Annotated in this window: 14 protein-coding genes; 7 read left to right on the top strand and 7 right to left on the bottom strand. The window is 28.0% G+C overall.

The window, feature by feature from the left end; translation table 11 throughout:
- Positions 1–203: 203 nt before the first annotated feature.
- The 6 genes from PHZ07_03355 to PHZ07_03330 all read left to right on the top strand — a co-directional run bounded on the left by PHZ07_03355 (position 204) and on the right by PHZ07_03330 (position 7,401).
- Entirely contained in the window at positions 204–1,322 is a 1,119-nt protein-coding gene (locus tag PHZ07_03355) for a glycosyltransferase family 4 protein (protein ID MDD3284604.1), read from the top strand.
- A gap of 6 nt (positions 1,323–1,328) precedes the next feature.
- Positions 1,329–2,546 (top strand): glycosyltransferase, encoded by a 1,218-nt coding sequence (locus PHZ07_03350; GenBank protein ID MDD3284603.1) that lies wholly within the window; start codon positions 1,329–1,331, stop codon positions 2,544–2,546.
- 3 nt (positions 2,547–2,549) lie between these two features.
- A complete protein-coding gene (gene argS / locus PHZ07_03345; protein ID MDD3284602.1) occupies positions 2,550–4,229 on the top strand; it encodes an arginine--tRNA ligase in 1,680 nt (559 codons plus the stop codon).
- Positions 4,230–4,346: 117 nt separating this feature from the next.
- Positions 4,347–5,846 carry an Asp-tRNA(Asn)/Glu-tRNA(Gln) amidotransferase subunit GatB gene (gatB, locus tag PHZ07_03340; protein MDD3284601.1) on the top strand — a complete coding sequence of 500 codons (1,500 nt, stop codon included), beginning with the start codon at positions 4,347–4,349 and terminating at the stop codon, positions 5,844–5,846.
- 182 nt (positions 5,847–6,028) lie between these two features.
- Positions 6,029–6,943: an aspartate carbamoyltransferase gene (pyrB, locus tag PHZ07_03335; protein ID MDD3284600.1), complete on the top strand. Its 915-nt coding sequence runs from the start codon at positions 6,029–6,031 to the stop codon at positions 6,941–6,943.
- The gene (locus tag PHZ07_03330) at positions 6,940–7,401 is read left to right on the top strand and encodes an aspartate carbamoyltransferase regulatory subunit (protein MDD3284599.1); all 462 of its coding nucleotides are present in this window, start codon (positions 6,940–6,942) and stop codon (positions 7,399–7,401) included. The genes pyrB and PHZ07_03330 overlap by 4 nt, the downstream gene beginning before the upstream one ends.
- Before the next feature lie 88 nt (positions 7,402–7,489).
- Here the strand turns inward: PHZ07_03330 and PHZ07_03325 are convergent, their stop codons facing one another.
- The 4 genes from PHZ07_03325 to guaB form a co-directional block, all read right to left on the bottom strand.
- A complete protein-coding gene (locus tag PHZ07_03325) occupies positions 7,490–7,963 on the bottom strand; it encodes a hypothetical protein (protein ID MDD3284598.1) in 474 nt (157 codons plus the stop codon).
- A 4-nt stretch (positions 7,964–7,967) separates the two neighbouring features.
- Positions 7,968–8,855: a tRNA (adenosine(37)-N6)-dimethylallyltransferase MiaA gene (gene miaA, locus PHZ07_03320; protein ID MDD3284597.1), complete on the bottom strand. Its 888-nt coding sequence runs from the start codon at positions 8,853–8,855 to the stop codon at positions 7,968–7,970.
- Entirely contained in the window at positions 8,852–10,123 is a 1,272-nt protein-coding gene (miaB, locus tag PHZ07_03315) for a tRNA (N6-isopentenyl adenosine(37)-C2)-methylthiotransferase MiaB (protein MDD3284596.1), read from the bottom strand. The genes miaA and miaB overlap by 4 nt, the downstream gene beginning before the upstream one ends.
- A gap of 64 nt (positions 10,124–10,187) precedes the next feature.
- Positions 10,188–11,606, bottom strand: coding sequence for an IMP dehydrogenase (gene guaB / locus PHZ07_03310; protein ID MDD3284595.1), 1,419 nt, complete (start codon positions 11,604–11,606; stop codon positions 10,188–10,190).
- A 142-nt stretch (positions 11,607–11,748) separates the two neighbouring features.
- Here guaB and PHZ07_03305 point away from each other — a divergent pair, with 142 nt between their 5' ends.
- The gene (locus PHZ07_03305) at positions 11,749–12,120 is read left to right on the top strand and encodes a fibronectin type III domain-containing protein (protein ID MDD3284594.1); all 372 of its coding nucleotides are present in this window, start codon (positions 11,749–11,751) and stop codon (positions 12,118–12,120) included.
- Positions 12,121–12,288: 168 nt separating this feature from the next.
- On the opposite strand, the gene thrS is transcribed toward PHZ07_03305, so the two are convergent.
- From thrS to PHZ07_03290, 3 genes are all read right to left on the bottom strand, one after another.
- Positions 12,289–14,064: a threonine--tRNA ligase gene (thrS, locus tag PHZ07_03300; protein ID MDD3284593.1), complete on the bottom strand. Its 1,776-nt coding sequence runs from the start codon at positions 14,062–14,064 to the stop codon at positions 12,289–12,291.
- A gap of 4 nt (positions 14,065–14,068) precedes the next feature.
- A complete protein-coding gene (locus tag PHZ07_03295) occupies positions 14,069–14,692 on the bottom strand; it encodes an HAD family hydrolase (GenBank protein ID MDD3284592.1) in 624 nt (207 codons plus the stop codon).
- Between the two features lie 411 nt (positions 14,693–15,103).
- Entirely contained in the window at positions 15,104–16,258 is a 1,155-nt protein-coding gene (locus PHZ07_03290) for a hypothetical protein (protein MDD3284591.1), read from the bottom strand.
- Positions 16,259–16,282: the final 24 nt, after the last annotated feature.

Below are 16,282 nucleotides of genomic sequence, written 5' to 3'. Positions count from 1 at the left end.
CTCCTAAATACCATAAAACTCGCTTTTCTTTTGGATAACTTGGTTTTAAAGGCATATATTTGTTTATTAGTTAACAGTGTTACCCCTAAGTATACCAAGTGTTACCTATTAGTGTTAACTGTACAGTCAATAGCAGTAGTTTTTAAATATGATATAATTAAAATAGGATAAAAAATGTCCTATTTGTTTATAAATAGCAAAAAATGGAAAAAACACTATTAGTCACTCTAGACTTCTGGCCAAACAAAGGTGGGGTGGCAAATTATTATTATAATTTAGCAAAAAATCTTCCAATAAATAGATTGAGTGTTTTGACTTGTTCAAAAAAAGTAGAATCAGATTTGAAAATATACAACAAAAATCTTTTATACAAATTTTTTTGGCCAAAATGGTTAAAAGAATTTTTTGAAGTTGTATATTATGCCAAATATGAAAAAGTAAAAATTTTGTGGGCAGGGGAAATACTTCCAACAGGCACAGTACTATACTTAATAAACAAAATATTCAAAATTCCATATTTTGTATCTACTCACGGATTGGATATAATTAATACAAAAAAAAATTTTATCAAAAAATATTTAGCAAAAAAAATATTAAACAATGCAAAATTTATAACAGCAAATAGTGAAAGTACAAAAGAATTATTATCAGAAATAATAAGTGATAAAAACAGAATAAAAGTAATTTATCCAGGAGTTGATTTGGAATTGAAAAATATAGATGAAAATTTGAAAGAAATTGTAAAAAAAGAATACAATTTGAAACACAGAAAGATATTGCTTACTGTTGGAAGACTAGTAGATAGAAAAAATCATGAAGCAGTTATAAAAGCTATAAAATCTCTCAAACCAGAAATACCAGAAATTTTGTATATTATAATAGGAAATGGAGAAAATCTTGAACATTTAAAAAGTTTAGTAAAATTATATAATTTAAAAGATAACATATTATTTTTGAACAATATAGAAAATGAAATATTGCCATATTTTTATAGTTTGTGTGATATATTTATAATGACAAGTAAAATTAGCAAAAATGATGTAGAAGGGTTTGGAATAGTTTATCTTGAAGCAGGACTTTTCAAAAAACCAGTTATAGCAACAAGTAATGGTGGAGCAAAAGAAGCAGTGCTAGATAAAAAAACGGGGCTTTTGATAAATGAAAATGAAGAAGAAAAATTAGAACAATATATAAGAAAATTATTATTAGATGATATTTTTGCAAAAGAACTTGGAGAAAATGCATATACAAGAATAAAAGAAGAATTTTTGTGGAAAGATATTAGTAAAAAATTAATAAAATATATAGAAAGTACAGACTAGAAAATTATGCCAAGAGTAAAAAAAATAAATCAAATTCCAGAAGTAAATATTAGCGGAGAAAAAAAATTTGACGTGATAATGTTCAACATGTCTAATTATATTGAATGGACTGCAAAAGGAAGAAGTAATCGCAATTTTCATATATTAAACAATTTAAAAAACCATCCAAATATAAATAAAATTTTGGCAATAGATTATTTACCACATACAAAAAAAAGAGCTCTTAGAAATTGGAAAGAAAATATATGGAGTGCACCAAATGATGAAACAATAAAGTCGGGGCTTTTTACAAGAATATACAAAATAGACGACAAAATCACTGTTTATTCTACAATTTCAAATAAAATAAATTTGAACAAAACGCTAGAAAATATAAATAAATATGCAAAAAAAGAAAATTTTAGAAATATAATATTGTGGTCATATTATCCACTTGTTACAGAGTATTTCGATAAAATAGATCATGTAATATCCATTTTTGATACAGTAGATAATTGGGCAGAACATGCAAGCTATTGCAATATAAAAGACAAAATAGAAGAAAATTACAAAATAATAAGTGAAAAAGCAAATATAATTTTTTCTCTAGCAAAAGATACTGAGAATATGTTTAGTCCAAGACACGAAAAAATATTTCAAATAACTCAAGGAATAGATTTGGCTCATTACAGTGGAAAAAATAAATTGATAAACAATGATATAGCAAAAATTCCACATCCAATAATTGGTTATGTTGGAGTAATACAAGAAAATCGAGTAAATTTAGATTTGATAGAATATATTGCAAACAAAAATTTAGACAAATCTATTGTATTAATTGGCCCAATATGGAGCGATGAAGATGCGATAAGACTCAAAAAAACTTCTAATATATATTTATTGGGTGCAAAAAAATACAAAGAAACTCCTGATTATATAAATCAATTTGATGTTGGAATAATTCCACATTATACGAATGAATTTATAAAATATACTTGTCCTATGAAATTATATGAATACATGGCTTGCGGAATTCCAATTGTAACAACTAACACTCCAGGCGTAGAACAATTCAAAGATCATATAAGAATTACAAATGATTTTGAAAAATTTAATATTTACATTCAGGAAGAGCTTGATACAAATTCTGAAGAAAAAATAAATGCAAAAATTCAAGTAATAAAAGAGCATACTTGGATGAAAAAAGTAGATAAAATGATGAGTTATATAAAAAAATATATATAAAATATGGACTTTCAAAATGAAATAAAAAATTTATTAAAAAAATCTGGTATAAAATCTGATATTTTTTTGGAAATTCCGCCAAATAGAGAAATGGGGGATTATGCTTTTACGTGTTTTAATTTGGCTAAAGAATACAAAAAATCACCCATTGATATTGCAAAAAATTTTGCAGAAAAAATTCCAAATACTTGTTTTTTAGAAAAAGTAGAAGCCAATGGTCCATATATAAACTTTTTTCTAAATCACAATTATATTGCAAAAAATTTACTAAAAGATATTTATAACAAAAAAGATAAATTTGGGAGTTTAAAACTTGGAAAAAATAAAAAAATTACAATAGATTTTTCTTCACCAAATATAGCAAAACCATTTAGTATAGGACATTTACGAAGCACTGTAATAGGAAATTCGCTTTATAATATTTTTAAATTTATTGGATATAATCCAATTTCAATAAATCATCTTGGAGATTGGGGAACTCAATTTGGAAAACTAATATTTGCCTACAAAAAATGGGGAAGTGATGCTGAACTAAAAAAAGATCCAATAAAATATTTGTTATCAATTTATGTAAAATTTCATGACAAGGCGGAAAAAGATAAGACTTTGGAAGACAAAGCAAGAGAAGAATTTAAAAAACTTGAAAATAATGATAAAAAAAATTTGATTTTATGGAAAAAATTTAGAAATTTGAGTTTGAAAGAATTTGATAAAATTTACAAATTATTGAATATAAAATTTGATTCATACGATGGAGAAGCTTTTTATATAGATAAAACAAAAAATACTTTAAAAACAATAAAAGAAAAGATAAAAACAGAAAAATCAGAAGGAGCAGAAATTATAAATTTAGAAAAATATAATATGCCGCCTGTACTTATTTTGAAATCAAATAAAACTTCAAGTTATCATACTCGGGATATTTCAACTGCACTTTATAGATTAAAAAAATATAAACCTGAAAAATTATTGTATGTAGTTGGATCAGAACAAAAATTAAACTTTGAACAATTGTTTAAAGTGTTTGAAATGCTTGGATTTCAAGAAAATAAATTTGTTCATGTAGACTTTGGTTTGTTTAAATTCAAAGACAAAAAAATGTCTACAAGAAAAGGACAAGTAATATTTCTAGAAGATGTAATAAATGAAGCTATAAAAAAAGCAGAAAATATTATAAAAGAAAAAAATCCAAATTTAGAAAATAAAAATGATGTTGCAAAAAAAGTAGGAATTGGAGCTATAATATTTGGAGATTTGAAAAATGACAGAGTAAAAAATATAGAATTTAATTGGGATAAAATATTGTCTTTTGATGGAGAAACTGGTCCATATTTACAATATACTTATGCAAGATGTTGTAGTGTGATATCAAAATCAAATACAAAAATAGATACACAAATAAATTTTGACAAAATTTCAAAAAAAGAAGAAATAGCACTCATAAAAAAATTAAATTTATTTGAAGATGCAATAACAAAATCTGCAAATAATTATAAACCAAGTTATATTGCATCATACTTAATAGATTTAGCAAAAGATTTCAATGAATTTTATAATAATTGTAAAATATTATCAGATGATAAAGAGGAAGTAAAAATAAGATTATTACTTGTAAGTTCAACTGCACAAATTATCAAAAATGGATTAAACTTACTTGGAATAGAAACAGTTAATAAGATGTAGGGACAATACAAATATATTAGTATAATTGGTATAAATTCGTATATTCGTATTATATTAATTATAATTAGTACACATTCGTATATTGGAATATAAACAATAAATTAATTACAAAATAATATGCTCTTGGAATCAATAATAGGATTAGAAATACATGTTCAGCTAAAAACAAAATCAAAAATGTTTTGTAGTTGTTCAAATGAATCTGAAGGAAAAGCTCCAAATACACTTATTTGTCCAGTATGTTTGGGTCATCCCGGAGCACTTCCAGTACTCAATAAGGAAGTACTTCATTATGGTATAAAACTTGCACTTGCTTTGAATTTAAAAATAAACAAAGAAAGTATATTTGAAAGAAAAAGTTATTTTTATCCTGATTTACCACAAGGTTATCAAATTTCTCAATTTGAAAAACCATTATCAAGCGATGGATATTTTATATTAGAAAATGAAAATGAAAAAACCAGAATAGGAATAGAAAGATTACATCTTGAAAATGATGCAGCAAAAAATTTTCACAACAAAGATTATTCTCTCATCGACTTCAATCGTGCAGGAACTCCACTTGCTGAAATAGTAACTCGTCCTGATATTAGAAAACAGGAGCAAGCTAGATTGTTCTTACAAAAATTAAGACAATTATGTAGGTATTTGGGTATTTCAGATGCAGATATGGAAAAAGGACAACTTCGATGTGACGTAAATATTTCTCTTAGACCATGTGGAGACAAAAATTTATATCCAAAAACAGAAATAAAAAATTTGAATTCTTTTAGATCGGTAGAACGTGCAATAAAATATGAAATAGAGGAGCAAACAAAACTTTGGGAAAATGGAACTCCACCAAAAATACAAACTACAAAAGGTTGGAACGATTCAAAACAAATTACAGAACTTCAAAGAACAAAAGAAGAAGCAAATGATTATAGATATTTTGCAGAACCAGATATACCAAAAATCATTATAAAAAATGAACAAATAGACAAAATAAAACAAGAATTACCAGAACTTGCCGATGAAAAAATAAAAAGATTTATAAAAGAATATGACTTATCAAAAGTAGATGCAGAAATACTTACAAGTACAATTGCTATGGCAAAATATTTTGAAAGTATTATTTCGGAATTTAAAGAATGGTTGGAATTAGAACTAGAACACAAAAAAGATGAACATACAAAAGTTTGGAAAGAAAACAAAGAAAAGTCTATAAAACTTATAAATGGTTGGCTAACTTCTGAGCTTTTCAAATTAATGAATGAGAAAAATTTAAGTATTGAAAATATCAAAATCACTCCTGAAAACATGGCTCAATTTATAAAAATAGTTTATCTTGGAAAAGTAAACAGCTCTAGCGCTCAAAAAATATTAAAAGAAATGTTTGATAGTGGCAAAGATCCAGAAGAAATTATAAAAAAATATGACCTGGGACAAATAAATGATGAAAAACAAATAAACAATATTGTAGAAAAAGTTATAAAAGAAAACTCTACACAGGTAGAGCAATACAAATCAGGAAAAGAAAACCTAATGAAATATTTTGTAGGAGTCGCTATGAAAGAAACTAGTGGCAAGGCAAATCCTGAAATAGCGGAAAAATTATTCAAAGAAAAACTCAAATAAATACTTAGTATTTTATTAAAAAATTAGATTTATAAATTATAAAAAATCCCTCGTTTAGACATTAATTTAATAGGGAGATTTTTTTGTAAAATAAAATTTGCAAAAAATTCAAATACTGGTATAATTTCAACAGAAAAAAAGAAAAGCACCCATAGGGCGCTTTTTTCAAAAATGGAGGTAAAGTGAAAAATCTTATTTCAATCAGTGATTTAAGCAGGGAAGAAATACTTCATATTTTAAACCTTGCGGAACAAATCGAAGCCGGCACACTAAAGCCAGATTTGGATAGAAAAATATGCGTCATAGCGTTTCTTGAAGAATCTACTAGAACAGTAGGATCGTTTCAACGTGCTGTTTTAGAAATGAATGGACAAATAATCTCATTTCTTGGAAAAGAGAATAATTCCATAAACAAGGGTGAGGACGCACGAGACTCTATAAGAACAATGGCGGCTTATGGAGACTTCATTGTAATGAGAGTCCTAGAAGAAGGACTCCCAAGGATTGCATCAGAAATCATCAACAAAACTATTATTAACGGGGGAGATGGTGCAAATCAACACCCCTCACAAGCATTACTTGACGTATATGCAATCCAAAAAACCCAAGGTAAATTGGAAAACCTTACCATTGGATTTATTGGCGATCTTAAAAATGGCAGAACTGTACATTCACTTGTGCAAGCTATGTCCTTTTTCCATCCAAAATTCAAGTTTATTTCAGATCCATCTTTAAAAATACCCGCTTCATTTACAAGAGAGTTAGATGAACAAGGGGTAGAATATGAAGAGCTTACAGAAATAGAAGATGTTTTAAATGAACTTGATATCTGCTATATGACCAGAATTCAAAGGAACAGATTTGGTGACAATGAAGAGGAAGAATATAACAGGGTAAAAGGAAGTTATATACTAAAAGCATCTATGCTTGAAAATGTAAAACCAAATCTGAAGATTTTGCATCCATTACCACGAGTAGATGAAATAGCTCGTGATGTAGATACAACATCTTACGCATATTACTGGGAACAACTGGATGGTGGAATACCAATAAGAAAAGCCATAATATACACTTGTATATTGGAGGAAGTAAAATGAAAGATGAAAAAGTAACAGCAATAATCACTGGGTCTGTATTCGATCATATCCCATTTGGGAAAGCAGTAATTTTGATTAAACTTTTTGGTCTTAACGGTAAATATCCATACCTTATGGGAAGTGGACTAAAAAGTGAAAAATCACCCGATGGCAAAAAGGATATTATCAAAATAGAGGGCAAAGAGCTGACAGAGGAAGAAATAAACATTCTTTCACTTATAGCTCCTAGCGTAACAGTCTCAATAATAAGAGACGGAAAAGTTTTCAGAAAGATAAAAACAGAGCTTCCGGAAAGAGTATCTCGTATCATTATTTGTAATAATACAAAATGCATTACAAGTATTGATAAAAACTCTGATACCGAATTTATAATCACAAAAAGAAGTGGTGAAATATTCCTCAAATGCAAATATTGCGGTAGGGAATATAAGATAGATGATGTAAAAATCGTTATCTAAACACAAATAGCTTTCAAAACCAAACTGAGCCAGATCGAATGATCTGGCTCAAAATTTTTTAAACATTATATCAAACAAAAAATGGAACCTACAAGCCCCATTCTTTGTTACTATAATTTCTTTCTTTCAAAATTATATTTATTTGTTTTTGGATTTCTTTTACATCATCTTCATACAGCGGTTCAAAATTATCATAAAATCCAGTATTTCTATCTGGCAATTGAACTGCCTCATAATATGGCTGAAATTTTGCATTTTTTGCTCTTCCATATAAATGAATATGAAAATATGGCTTTTCATCTTTTTTATATGCCCAATTATCCATGTCATGATAATTAACACGCATTATTTCTACGCCACGATTTGTCATTGCTATTTTAAAAGCTTTTCCAATAATCATTGTTAATCTCATTAATTCAATAGCTAATTTTGGACTTAATTCTGAGCGATCAAGAACTTTTATTTTTGGCATAATTTTTATATGACCACCATCAAGCCTTGTAACATGTGGTTTATCAAATGCCTCGACTATAAAATTTTCTGTTTCATAAATAAATGCCATATTTTTATTTGTTTAAAAAACTACTAACCAATTTTTCTGCTTCTTTATAATCCTTTACCCAAATAATATCTTTTCTTTTATGAAACCAGGTCATTTGTCTTTTTGCAAATTGATGAGTAGCTATTTCAAGTTGATTTATCATTTCGTCAAATTCTAATTCTTTTTTCAAATATCTCCCAACATATCTATACTCAAGTCCAAAATCTTCCAATCTTTTCCATGAAAGTCCTAATTTTTTTAGTCCTGCAATTTCTTCTATCATATTCTCATCAGCAATTCTGTCTTTTAGTCTTTTATCTATTCTTTTGTTTATTACATCTCTATCAAATGTTATTCCAATAACAAGCGAATCAAATATTTTTTTTCTTCTTGATTTTGAAATAGAGGAGCCTGCTTTTACTATTTCAATTGCTCTTATGATTCTTCTTTTATTATTTATATCAATTTTGGAATAAGCTATTTTATCTAATTTTTTTAGTATTTTTTGAAGTTCTAATAGAGAAGTAGAATTTAATTTTTTTCTAAATTCTTTGTTTATCTTTTCATCATTTAAAATATACCCATCAACAATTGAGTTTATATATAATCCCGTACCACCAACAACAAAAGGAATTTTTCCATATTCTTGAAGTTCTTTTATTTTTTTTATTGCCAAATTTTGCCAAAGAGATAATGTTACTTGTTTTTTTGGATTTGAAATATCTATAATATGATATGGTATTTTTCCATATTCTTTCAAATCTTTTCCAGTACCAATATCCATACCAGTATAAACTTGACGTGAATCTGCAGAAATAATTTCACCATTAAATTTTCTTGCAAGACGAACTCCCAATTTTGTTTTGCCACATGCTGTTGGTCCCACTATACAAATTATTTTTTTATTATTCATTTTATTACTTCTCCTTCTAGGCGCCAGTTTAAAGCCTTATCTATCTTTACATCAACAAATTGTCCAATATATTTATCATTTATTCCCTTTATTTTTACAGTTTCATATGTCTGCATTTTTCCAAGATATTCTTGTTTATTGTTTTTATTTTGCACCAAAACTTTTACAATATTACCCAAATATTTTTTATTTCTTTGCAGTGATTGACTTGCTATTATCTTTGTCATTTTTTCATCTCGTTTTCTCTTTGTAATTTTTTCTACGTTATCTTTATAAATTTTATAAGAAACTGTACCAGGTCGAGGAGAATATAATCCACTATAAACCAAAGTAACTTTTGTTTTTTTCAAAACTGCCAAAGTATCATTGAAATCTTTTTCAGATTCAGTAGGAAATCCCACTATAACATCTGTTGTAATGTTTGCATCTGGAATATTTTTATAAATTTTACTTATTATTTCCAAAAATTCACTTGAATCATACCTCCTATTCATCATTTGGAGTATTCTGTCATTTCCAGATTGAAGAGGAATGTGAATATGATGTGAAATATTTTTATATTTTGCTATAACTTTTATTAATTTGTCATCAAATTTTGTAGGATAAGGTGAAATAAAAGTAATCCAAGTATCTGGTTTTAAAATAGCAACAGCTTCCAATAAATCACTAAAATCTTTTATATTGGAACTTTTATCTGGATTTACATAAGAGTTCACGGTTTGCCCTAATAGCATTATTTGTTTTATATTTTTTGGTAGACTCTTTATTTCATTTATAATACTTTTTGCAGATCTATTTTTTTCCAAACCTCTTGTATATGGTACAGCACAATATGTACAAAAATTATTACAACCATTTGATATTGGGACTAGCGCCAAATAGTTATTATGATTTGGAATAATATTAAAATACTTTACATCCTTTGGATCATAATTATATTCACTTTTTTTGCTTATTAATTTTGAAAGATTATTAATCTTTGTAATATCAATTATGATATCAAACCTTTTTTGTAATTTTTTTGTATCTTCTTTTAGCACACAGCCAGTAAGAATTTTTATTACTGACTTTTTTAATTTTTTGTCTTTGAAAATTCCATAAATTCTATCTGTAGCAGTTTGTCTAACGCTACAAGCCAAAACAACAATTACATCAGCATTTAAAATATTGTCTGTTTTTTTGTATTTTAAAGATTCCAAAATAGAGGACACGCGCTCGGCGTCTGATTTGTTCATATCACAACCAAAATATTTAATATAATAGTTCATAAAGTTAGAAAGTTATAAAGTTGAAAGACAAATACTTTTAACTTTATAACTTGGTACTGATAACTTATAAAACTTCATTGTCATGTGAATTTGATTCTCTCATTCCTGAGTTTGTAATTCTAATAAGCTCACATTCTCTAAGCTCTTCTATCGTCTCTGAATTTCCATAACTCATTCCCGATCGAAGTCCGCCAATATATCTACCAATTACTTCTTTTACTGCTCCACGATATGGAACTTTTGCCTCAACTCCTTCTGGAGTTATTTGATTTACATTCTCATTTGCTCCTGGACGAGACAATGCTGCTGTAAGAGATGCCATACCACGAGAAATTTTGTATTGTCTACCATTGTAATTTATTGTTGGTCCTGGTGTTTCTTCAGTTCCTGACAACTGTCCACCAAGCATTACTGTATCAGCACCTGCCACCATTGCCTTTACCAAATCTCCTGGCTGTTTTATTCCGCCATCGGCAATCATTGGAACTCCCAATTCCTTGCACACTGGGTAAATATCCATTATTGCAGTAAGTTGTGGTACACCAAAGCCAGTTGTAATTCTTGTTGTACAAGTTGATCCTGGACCAATTCCAACCTTTACACAATCAGCTCCTGCTTCTATCAAATCTTTTGCAGCTTGAGATGTTGCAATATTTCCTGCCATTATTTCCAAATTTGGATATTTTGCTTTTATAAGTTTTAGTGCTTCTATTTCAATCACTGAGTGACCATGAGCAATGTCTAAATCAATTATATCCACTTCAGCTTCTACGAGAGCATCAACACGTTCCATAAAATCTCCATTTACTCCAATAGCTGCTCCAACCAAAAGCCTACTTTGTTTATCTTTGGCTGCTAAATTATAATCAAAATTTTCTACCAAATCTTTTTTTGTAATAAGTCCTTTTATATTAAAATTTTCATCAACAATAGGAAGTTTCTCTATTTTATGTTTAGAAAAAATTTCTTTTGCTCCATCAATAGATATTTCACTATTTGCAGTAATAAGTCTTGTATGTGGAGTCATAAGATCTTTAACTAATAAATCATCATCTTGACTAAGAATATAGTCTCTTTTGGTAATGATCCCAAGTAACTTTACATTTTCATCATCACTTACCAAAAAACCAGAATACCCAAACTCTTTAACCTTTGCTTTTAATTCTTTTATAGTATTGTTTGGATTTACTACAAATGGACGTCTAATTATCATACTTTGATATCTTTTTACTTTCAAAACTTCTTTTACTTGAGATTCAATAGAACAGAATCTATGAATAATTCCAATTCCACCTAATTTTGCCATTGCAATTGCCATACGACTTTCTGTAACAGTATCCATATTTGCAGAAATTATTGGAATATTTAATTTAAGATTTTTTGATAATTTACACGACGTATCAACGTCTTTTCTTGATTTTATAAAAGACTTTTTTGGAACGATTAATACGTCATCATATGTAAGAGCTGTTCTTATTTCCATAAATTTGACTATAAATAAATAATTAGATTACTTATGGTTAGCTAACAACTAAAAGTCGAAGGCTAACCTCAATAAGTTTACTATATTTTTGGATAAATGGAAAATAAATTTATTTATTTGACAAATAATAATTATTATTGTAATGTATAGGCAAATTGAACATTTTAGTCATCAGGAGGAAATGATGAAAAAGATATTTATAATATCAATCTTAATAGTTCTTTGTTTTGCTTTAATAGCAGAAGAACTAAAAGCTATACATAGAACTGAACCTAAGGCGCCTGAAAATGTGACTATTCGCATTTCAGGGGATAGCGTAATTATAGAGTGGGATCCGGTTATTGTGGATATATACGGTAATCCTATTACAATTGCGTACTATAATATTTATTATAGCACTAGGCCAAATAGCCCTGGATGGATCCTACTTGGATCAACAACTAATTCTACATATACAGAAATTACAGGAGACAACAAAAGATTTTATATAATCAGGGCATATTCAATGCCGTAACAATAATCTCAAAATCAAACAAAAAAGCGTTGGGGAAACTCAATGCTTTTTCATTTCCAGCCCCGCCAATGTTTGTTTGATAAACAATGTTTTTTACCACAAATAATGTAGAGACGTAGCAATGCTACGTCTCTACAATAAAATTTAATTTCCCTACAAGCGGAGCGATTACAAATTCAAATCTCTATTTTTAATTTTCTCCAACATATCTTTCACAAATTTATCTTTTTCTATTTCTACTAAATCTTTTTCACCTCTTACGCGCACTGACAATTTTGGAGAATTTATTTCTTTATCACCAATGACTAATACATAAGGAATTTTTTCATGAGATGATTTTCTAATTTTATTTCCCACTGTTTCACTTGTATCATCAATTTCAACTCTTAGTCCTGACTTTCTAAATTCATTTGCCAATTCTTTACAATGATCAATGTGAGATTCACCAACAGAAATTATTTTCACTTGAACAGGGGATAGCCATAGAGGAAATGCTCCTGCAAAATTTTCTACTAGAATTCCCAAAAATCTTTCAACACTTCCCAAAATTGCACGATGAATCATTACTGGTTGTAATTTTTGATTATTTGGCCCTTCATAAGTTAGGTTGAACTTTTCTGGCATTTGAAAATCAAGCTGAATTGTCCCACATTGCCATGTACGCCCAATTGCATCTTTCAAATGAAAATCAATCTTTGGTCCATAAAAAGCGCCATCGCCTTCATTTAATTTGTATTCTTTTCCTGTTGCATCAAGTACGTCTTTTAAAGTATTTTCTGCAAGTTCCCAAAGCTCTGGGTCTCCCATAGCTTTTTCTGGTCTAGTGGACAATTCCATATTATAAGAAAAACCAAATGCACTATAAACTTCATCGGCAAGATTTATCAAATCTGCAATTTCATCTTTCATTTGTTCTTTTGTACAAAATACATGAGCATCATCTTGAGTAAAACATCTAACTCTAAAAAGTCCTGATAAAACTCCCGACAATTCATGTCTATGACATATTCCAAATTCTCCAGCACGAAGTGGCAAATCTCTATATGAATATTGATGAGCTTTGTAAATTAGAATATTTCCAGGACAATTCATTGGCTTTACCGCAAAATCAGTTTCATCAATTTTTGTAAAATACATATTATTTTTATAGTGATCCCAGTGTCCTGATTGTAGCCACAAAGATTTGTTCAAAATTATTGGAGTCTTGTTTATTTCATAATTTCTTTCATACATTTTCTCTGTCAAAAATTCTACCAATTTATTCCAAATAATTGTTCCTTTTGCATGAAAAAAAGGCATACCAGGTGCTTCTTCTTGAAAGCTAAATAAATCCAATTCTCTTCCAAGTTTTCTATGATCACGTCTTTCTGCTTCCTCAAGTAATTTCAAATATTCATCCAATTCTTGCTGACTCTCAAATGCTATTCCATAAATACGAGTAAGCATTTTGTTTTTTTCACTTCCACGCCAATAAGCACCAGCAAGCTTTGTCAATTTAAATGCACAATCTTTTAATTCCTTGGTATTTTCAACATGAGGACCACGGCACAAATCAACAAATTCTCCAGTTTTATAGATTGAAATTTTTTCAACATTTTCTAAAACTTCATCTTCTGTAATTTTTGTTGTTCCTTTTTTTTCTAAATCTTTTAATAATTCAATTTTGTAATCCTGCTTTAATTTTGTAAACAATTTTACTGCATCTTTTAATTTCATTTCCTCTCTTTCAAATTTAACAAGTGATAAAATTATTTTTTGCATTTCTCTTTCAATTTTACCTAAATCTTCTTCTGTAATTGTAGATCCCAAATCAATGTCATAATAGAAACCATTTTCTATATTTGGACCTACACCAAATTTTGCTTTTGGATAAAGTTTTAATACCGCACTTGCCATAACATGAGCAAGTGAATGTCTTTTAATATTTATTTCTGTTTCTTTCATATTTTTACTTGTTATTATTTAATATTATATTTTCAAATTCTTCAAAATTATCTATAAGATAATCTGGATTTGATAATTTTAATTTTTCACGAGATTGAAATCCCCAGGTGATAGCTACTGTTTTTATATTATAAATTTTTCCAATTTCCATTTCATGAGTAGTATCTGCTATTATATATGTATTATTTATATCCAATTTATTCTCATTAATTACTTGTCCAATAATTTTTGTCTTATCATGAACATTTGTATATATTTTTGTAAAAATATTACCCAAACCATACCTATTCATATCTTCTCTAAAGGAAATATCCAAATCTCCAGTTACAACAAACATATTTATTTTATTATCATAAAATTTTTCTAATATATTTTTTACGCCTGGATAAATATTCGCTTTCTTAGAATCTTTAAAAAACTCAGAAAAAGCCTCGGCCTCTTCTTTTATTGTCAAATTTGGCAAAAATTTATTATAAAACTTCATATATGGCATTTCCCAATTTTCTCTTATTTCATCCAAAGACATTCTTTTTGCACCAAATCTTTCAAGCACAGCATTAATTAATATTGAATTTGTTTCAAATGAATTACTTATAACCCCAGCCCAATCAAATATTATACTTTTCATAACTAATTTATGTTAATAAATGAACATTAATAATTTTATTTGTATAATTAGTATGCATTCGTAATTGGTATTGCACTCTAACTTGAATAATTAAATTATACTTCTAAATACGAAAATACAATATATACGAAAAAACATTTAAACCCAAATAAAAAAACCCAAGACTATAAATAATCTCGGGACCCAAATCTCACTTTAATTAGGTGGCTTGCCACCAGAAGCGAACGGAATGAAATGAAGTGAGTGAAGGGTGGTTCCACCCAAGTTCTCTCTAAAAATATAGAAAGCACTTTACAAATTGTCTCAAGGCTTAGTACGCTTTAGGCGTAATTCTTTTAAATATTGGTTTGGTAGACCAATCAATCACCTTGTATTTATATTAACTCAAAAATATACCAAATGTCAACTATTTTAATCAAAAATCAATTCTATATGATTTGACATTTTTGGAGCTTTTTTTACCCAAAAAGGGGAAAATTGCACTCTAACACTTTCTATCCCTGGTATTGTTTTGAAATAATCTATTATTTCTTCTTGATTCAAACCTTTGAATTTATTTTTATCAAATATTTCTGCACTAGAATCTTGTACAACATTTGCTGATAATTGAACCTCGAGAGAAACATTTTTTTCATCTTCATTATAATTTGCTATTTTATATGAAAAAGATGAGTTGTCATAATTTAAAAGCTTTTGAGTTTTATCTAACTGATTGTTCAAAAATGTCTGAGCTAATGTCAAAAGCTCATCTTGATTAAATACAACTCCTACAACTTTTAATTTTATAGTATATTCAAAACTATCTACAACTTCACCAACATTCTTATTTGATTCTTCAGCAATTATATCTGTTATAATTGCTGAATCTGGAAGATTTTCATCTTTTAACAATAACGCTTTTAATTTAAAAGCTGCGTCTGCTTTTAAATCTTCTGTAAGTTCTACACTTGCCTCTTTTATATCAGAATCTGTTAATTCATTTGTAGTAAATGCTTTTTGAGCCATCTCTTCTTTTGTTTCTCCATAAACAAATTTTTGTGTTTCTGATTTAAGTTTTATTATCACAAACTTTCCTGGTTCTGCCTTGTAATCATCTCCAGTTCCATCAGCTAAAACATAAACATCAATTTTGCCATTTGCTGGAATAACAATAGCCTCTTGGGTTCTAAAAATTTTACCATTCTCAGATTGAAATTGAGTATTTTTAACGAGTGGTTGACTTATTCCTTGATTATTTGTAACTGTCATAATTCCACCATATTTATCAGATGCTTTTTCTTTTTTTACAACTTTGAATTCTTTTGTTTTTTCAATAACTAATTCCAAAATTCTACCTGGTAAAATATTTGTTTCTAAATAATTATTGTCTTCTACATTTTCTTTTACTTGAGTTGTAAAATCTATCTTTGCTGGCTGACTATTTACCTTCAAATAAATCTTTGCTTTAGCCAAAGAAAAATATAATATTGTAGAAACTAAAACGATAGCAATTATTATAAAAACACTAACTATTTTTTTATAGGCTGCACTTATTGAGCTAGCTTTTGTTTTTTGTTGTTGTTCCATATTTTTTTGTCCAGTTATTCTGGA

The sequence above is a fragment of the Patescibacteria group bacterium genome (assembly GCA_028692545.1).
Taxonomy (GTDB): domain Bacteria; phylum Patescibacteriota; class Patescibacteriia; order UBA1558; family S5-K13; genus STD2-204.
Note: the sequence above shows the minus strand (reverse complement) of the source record. Positions and strands in the feature narration are given on the sequence as shown.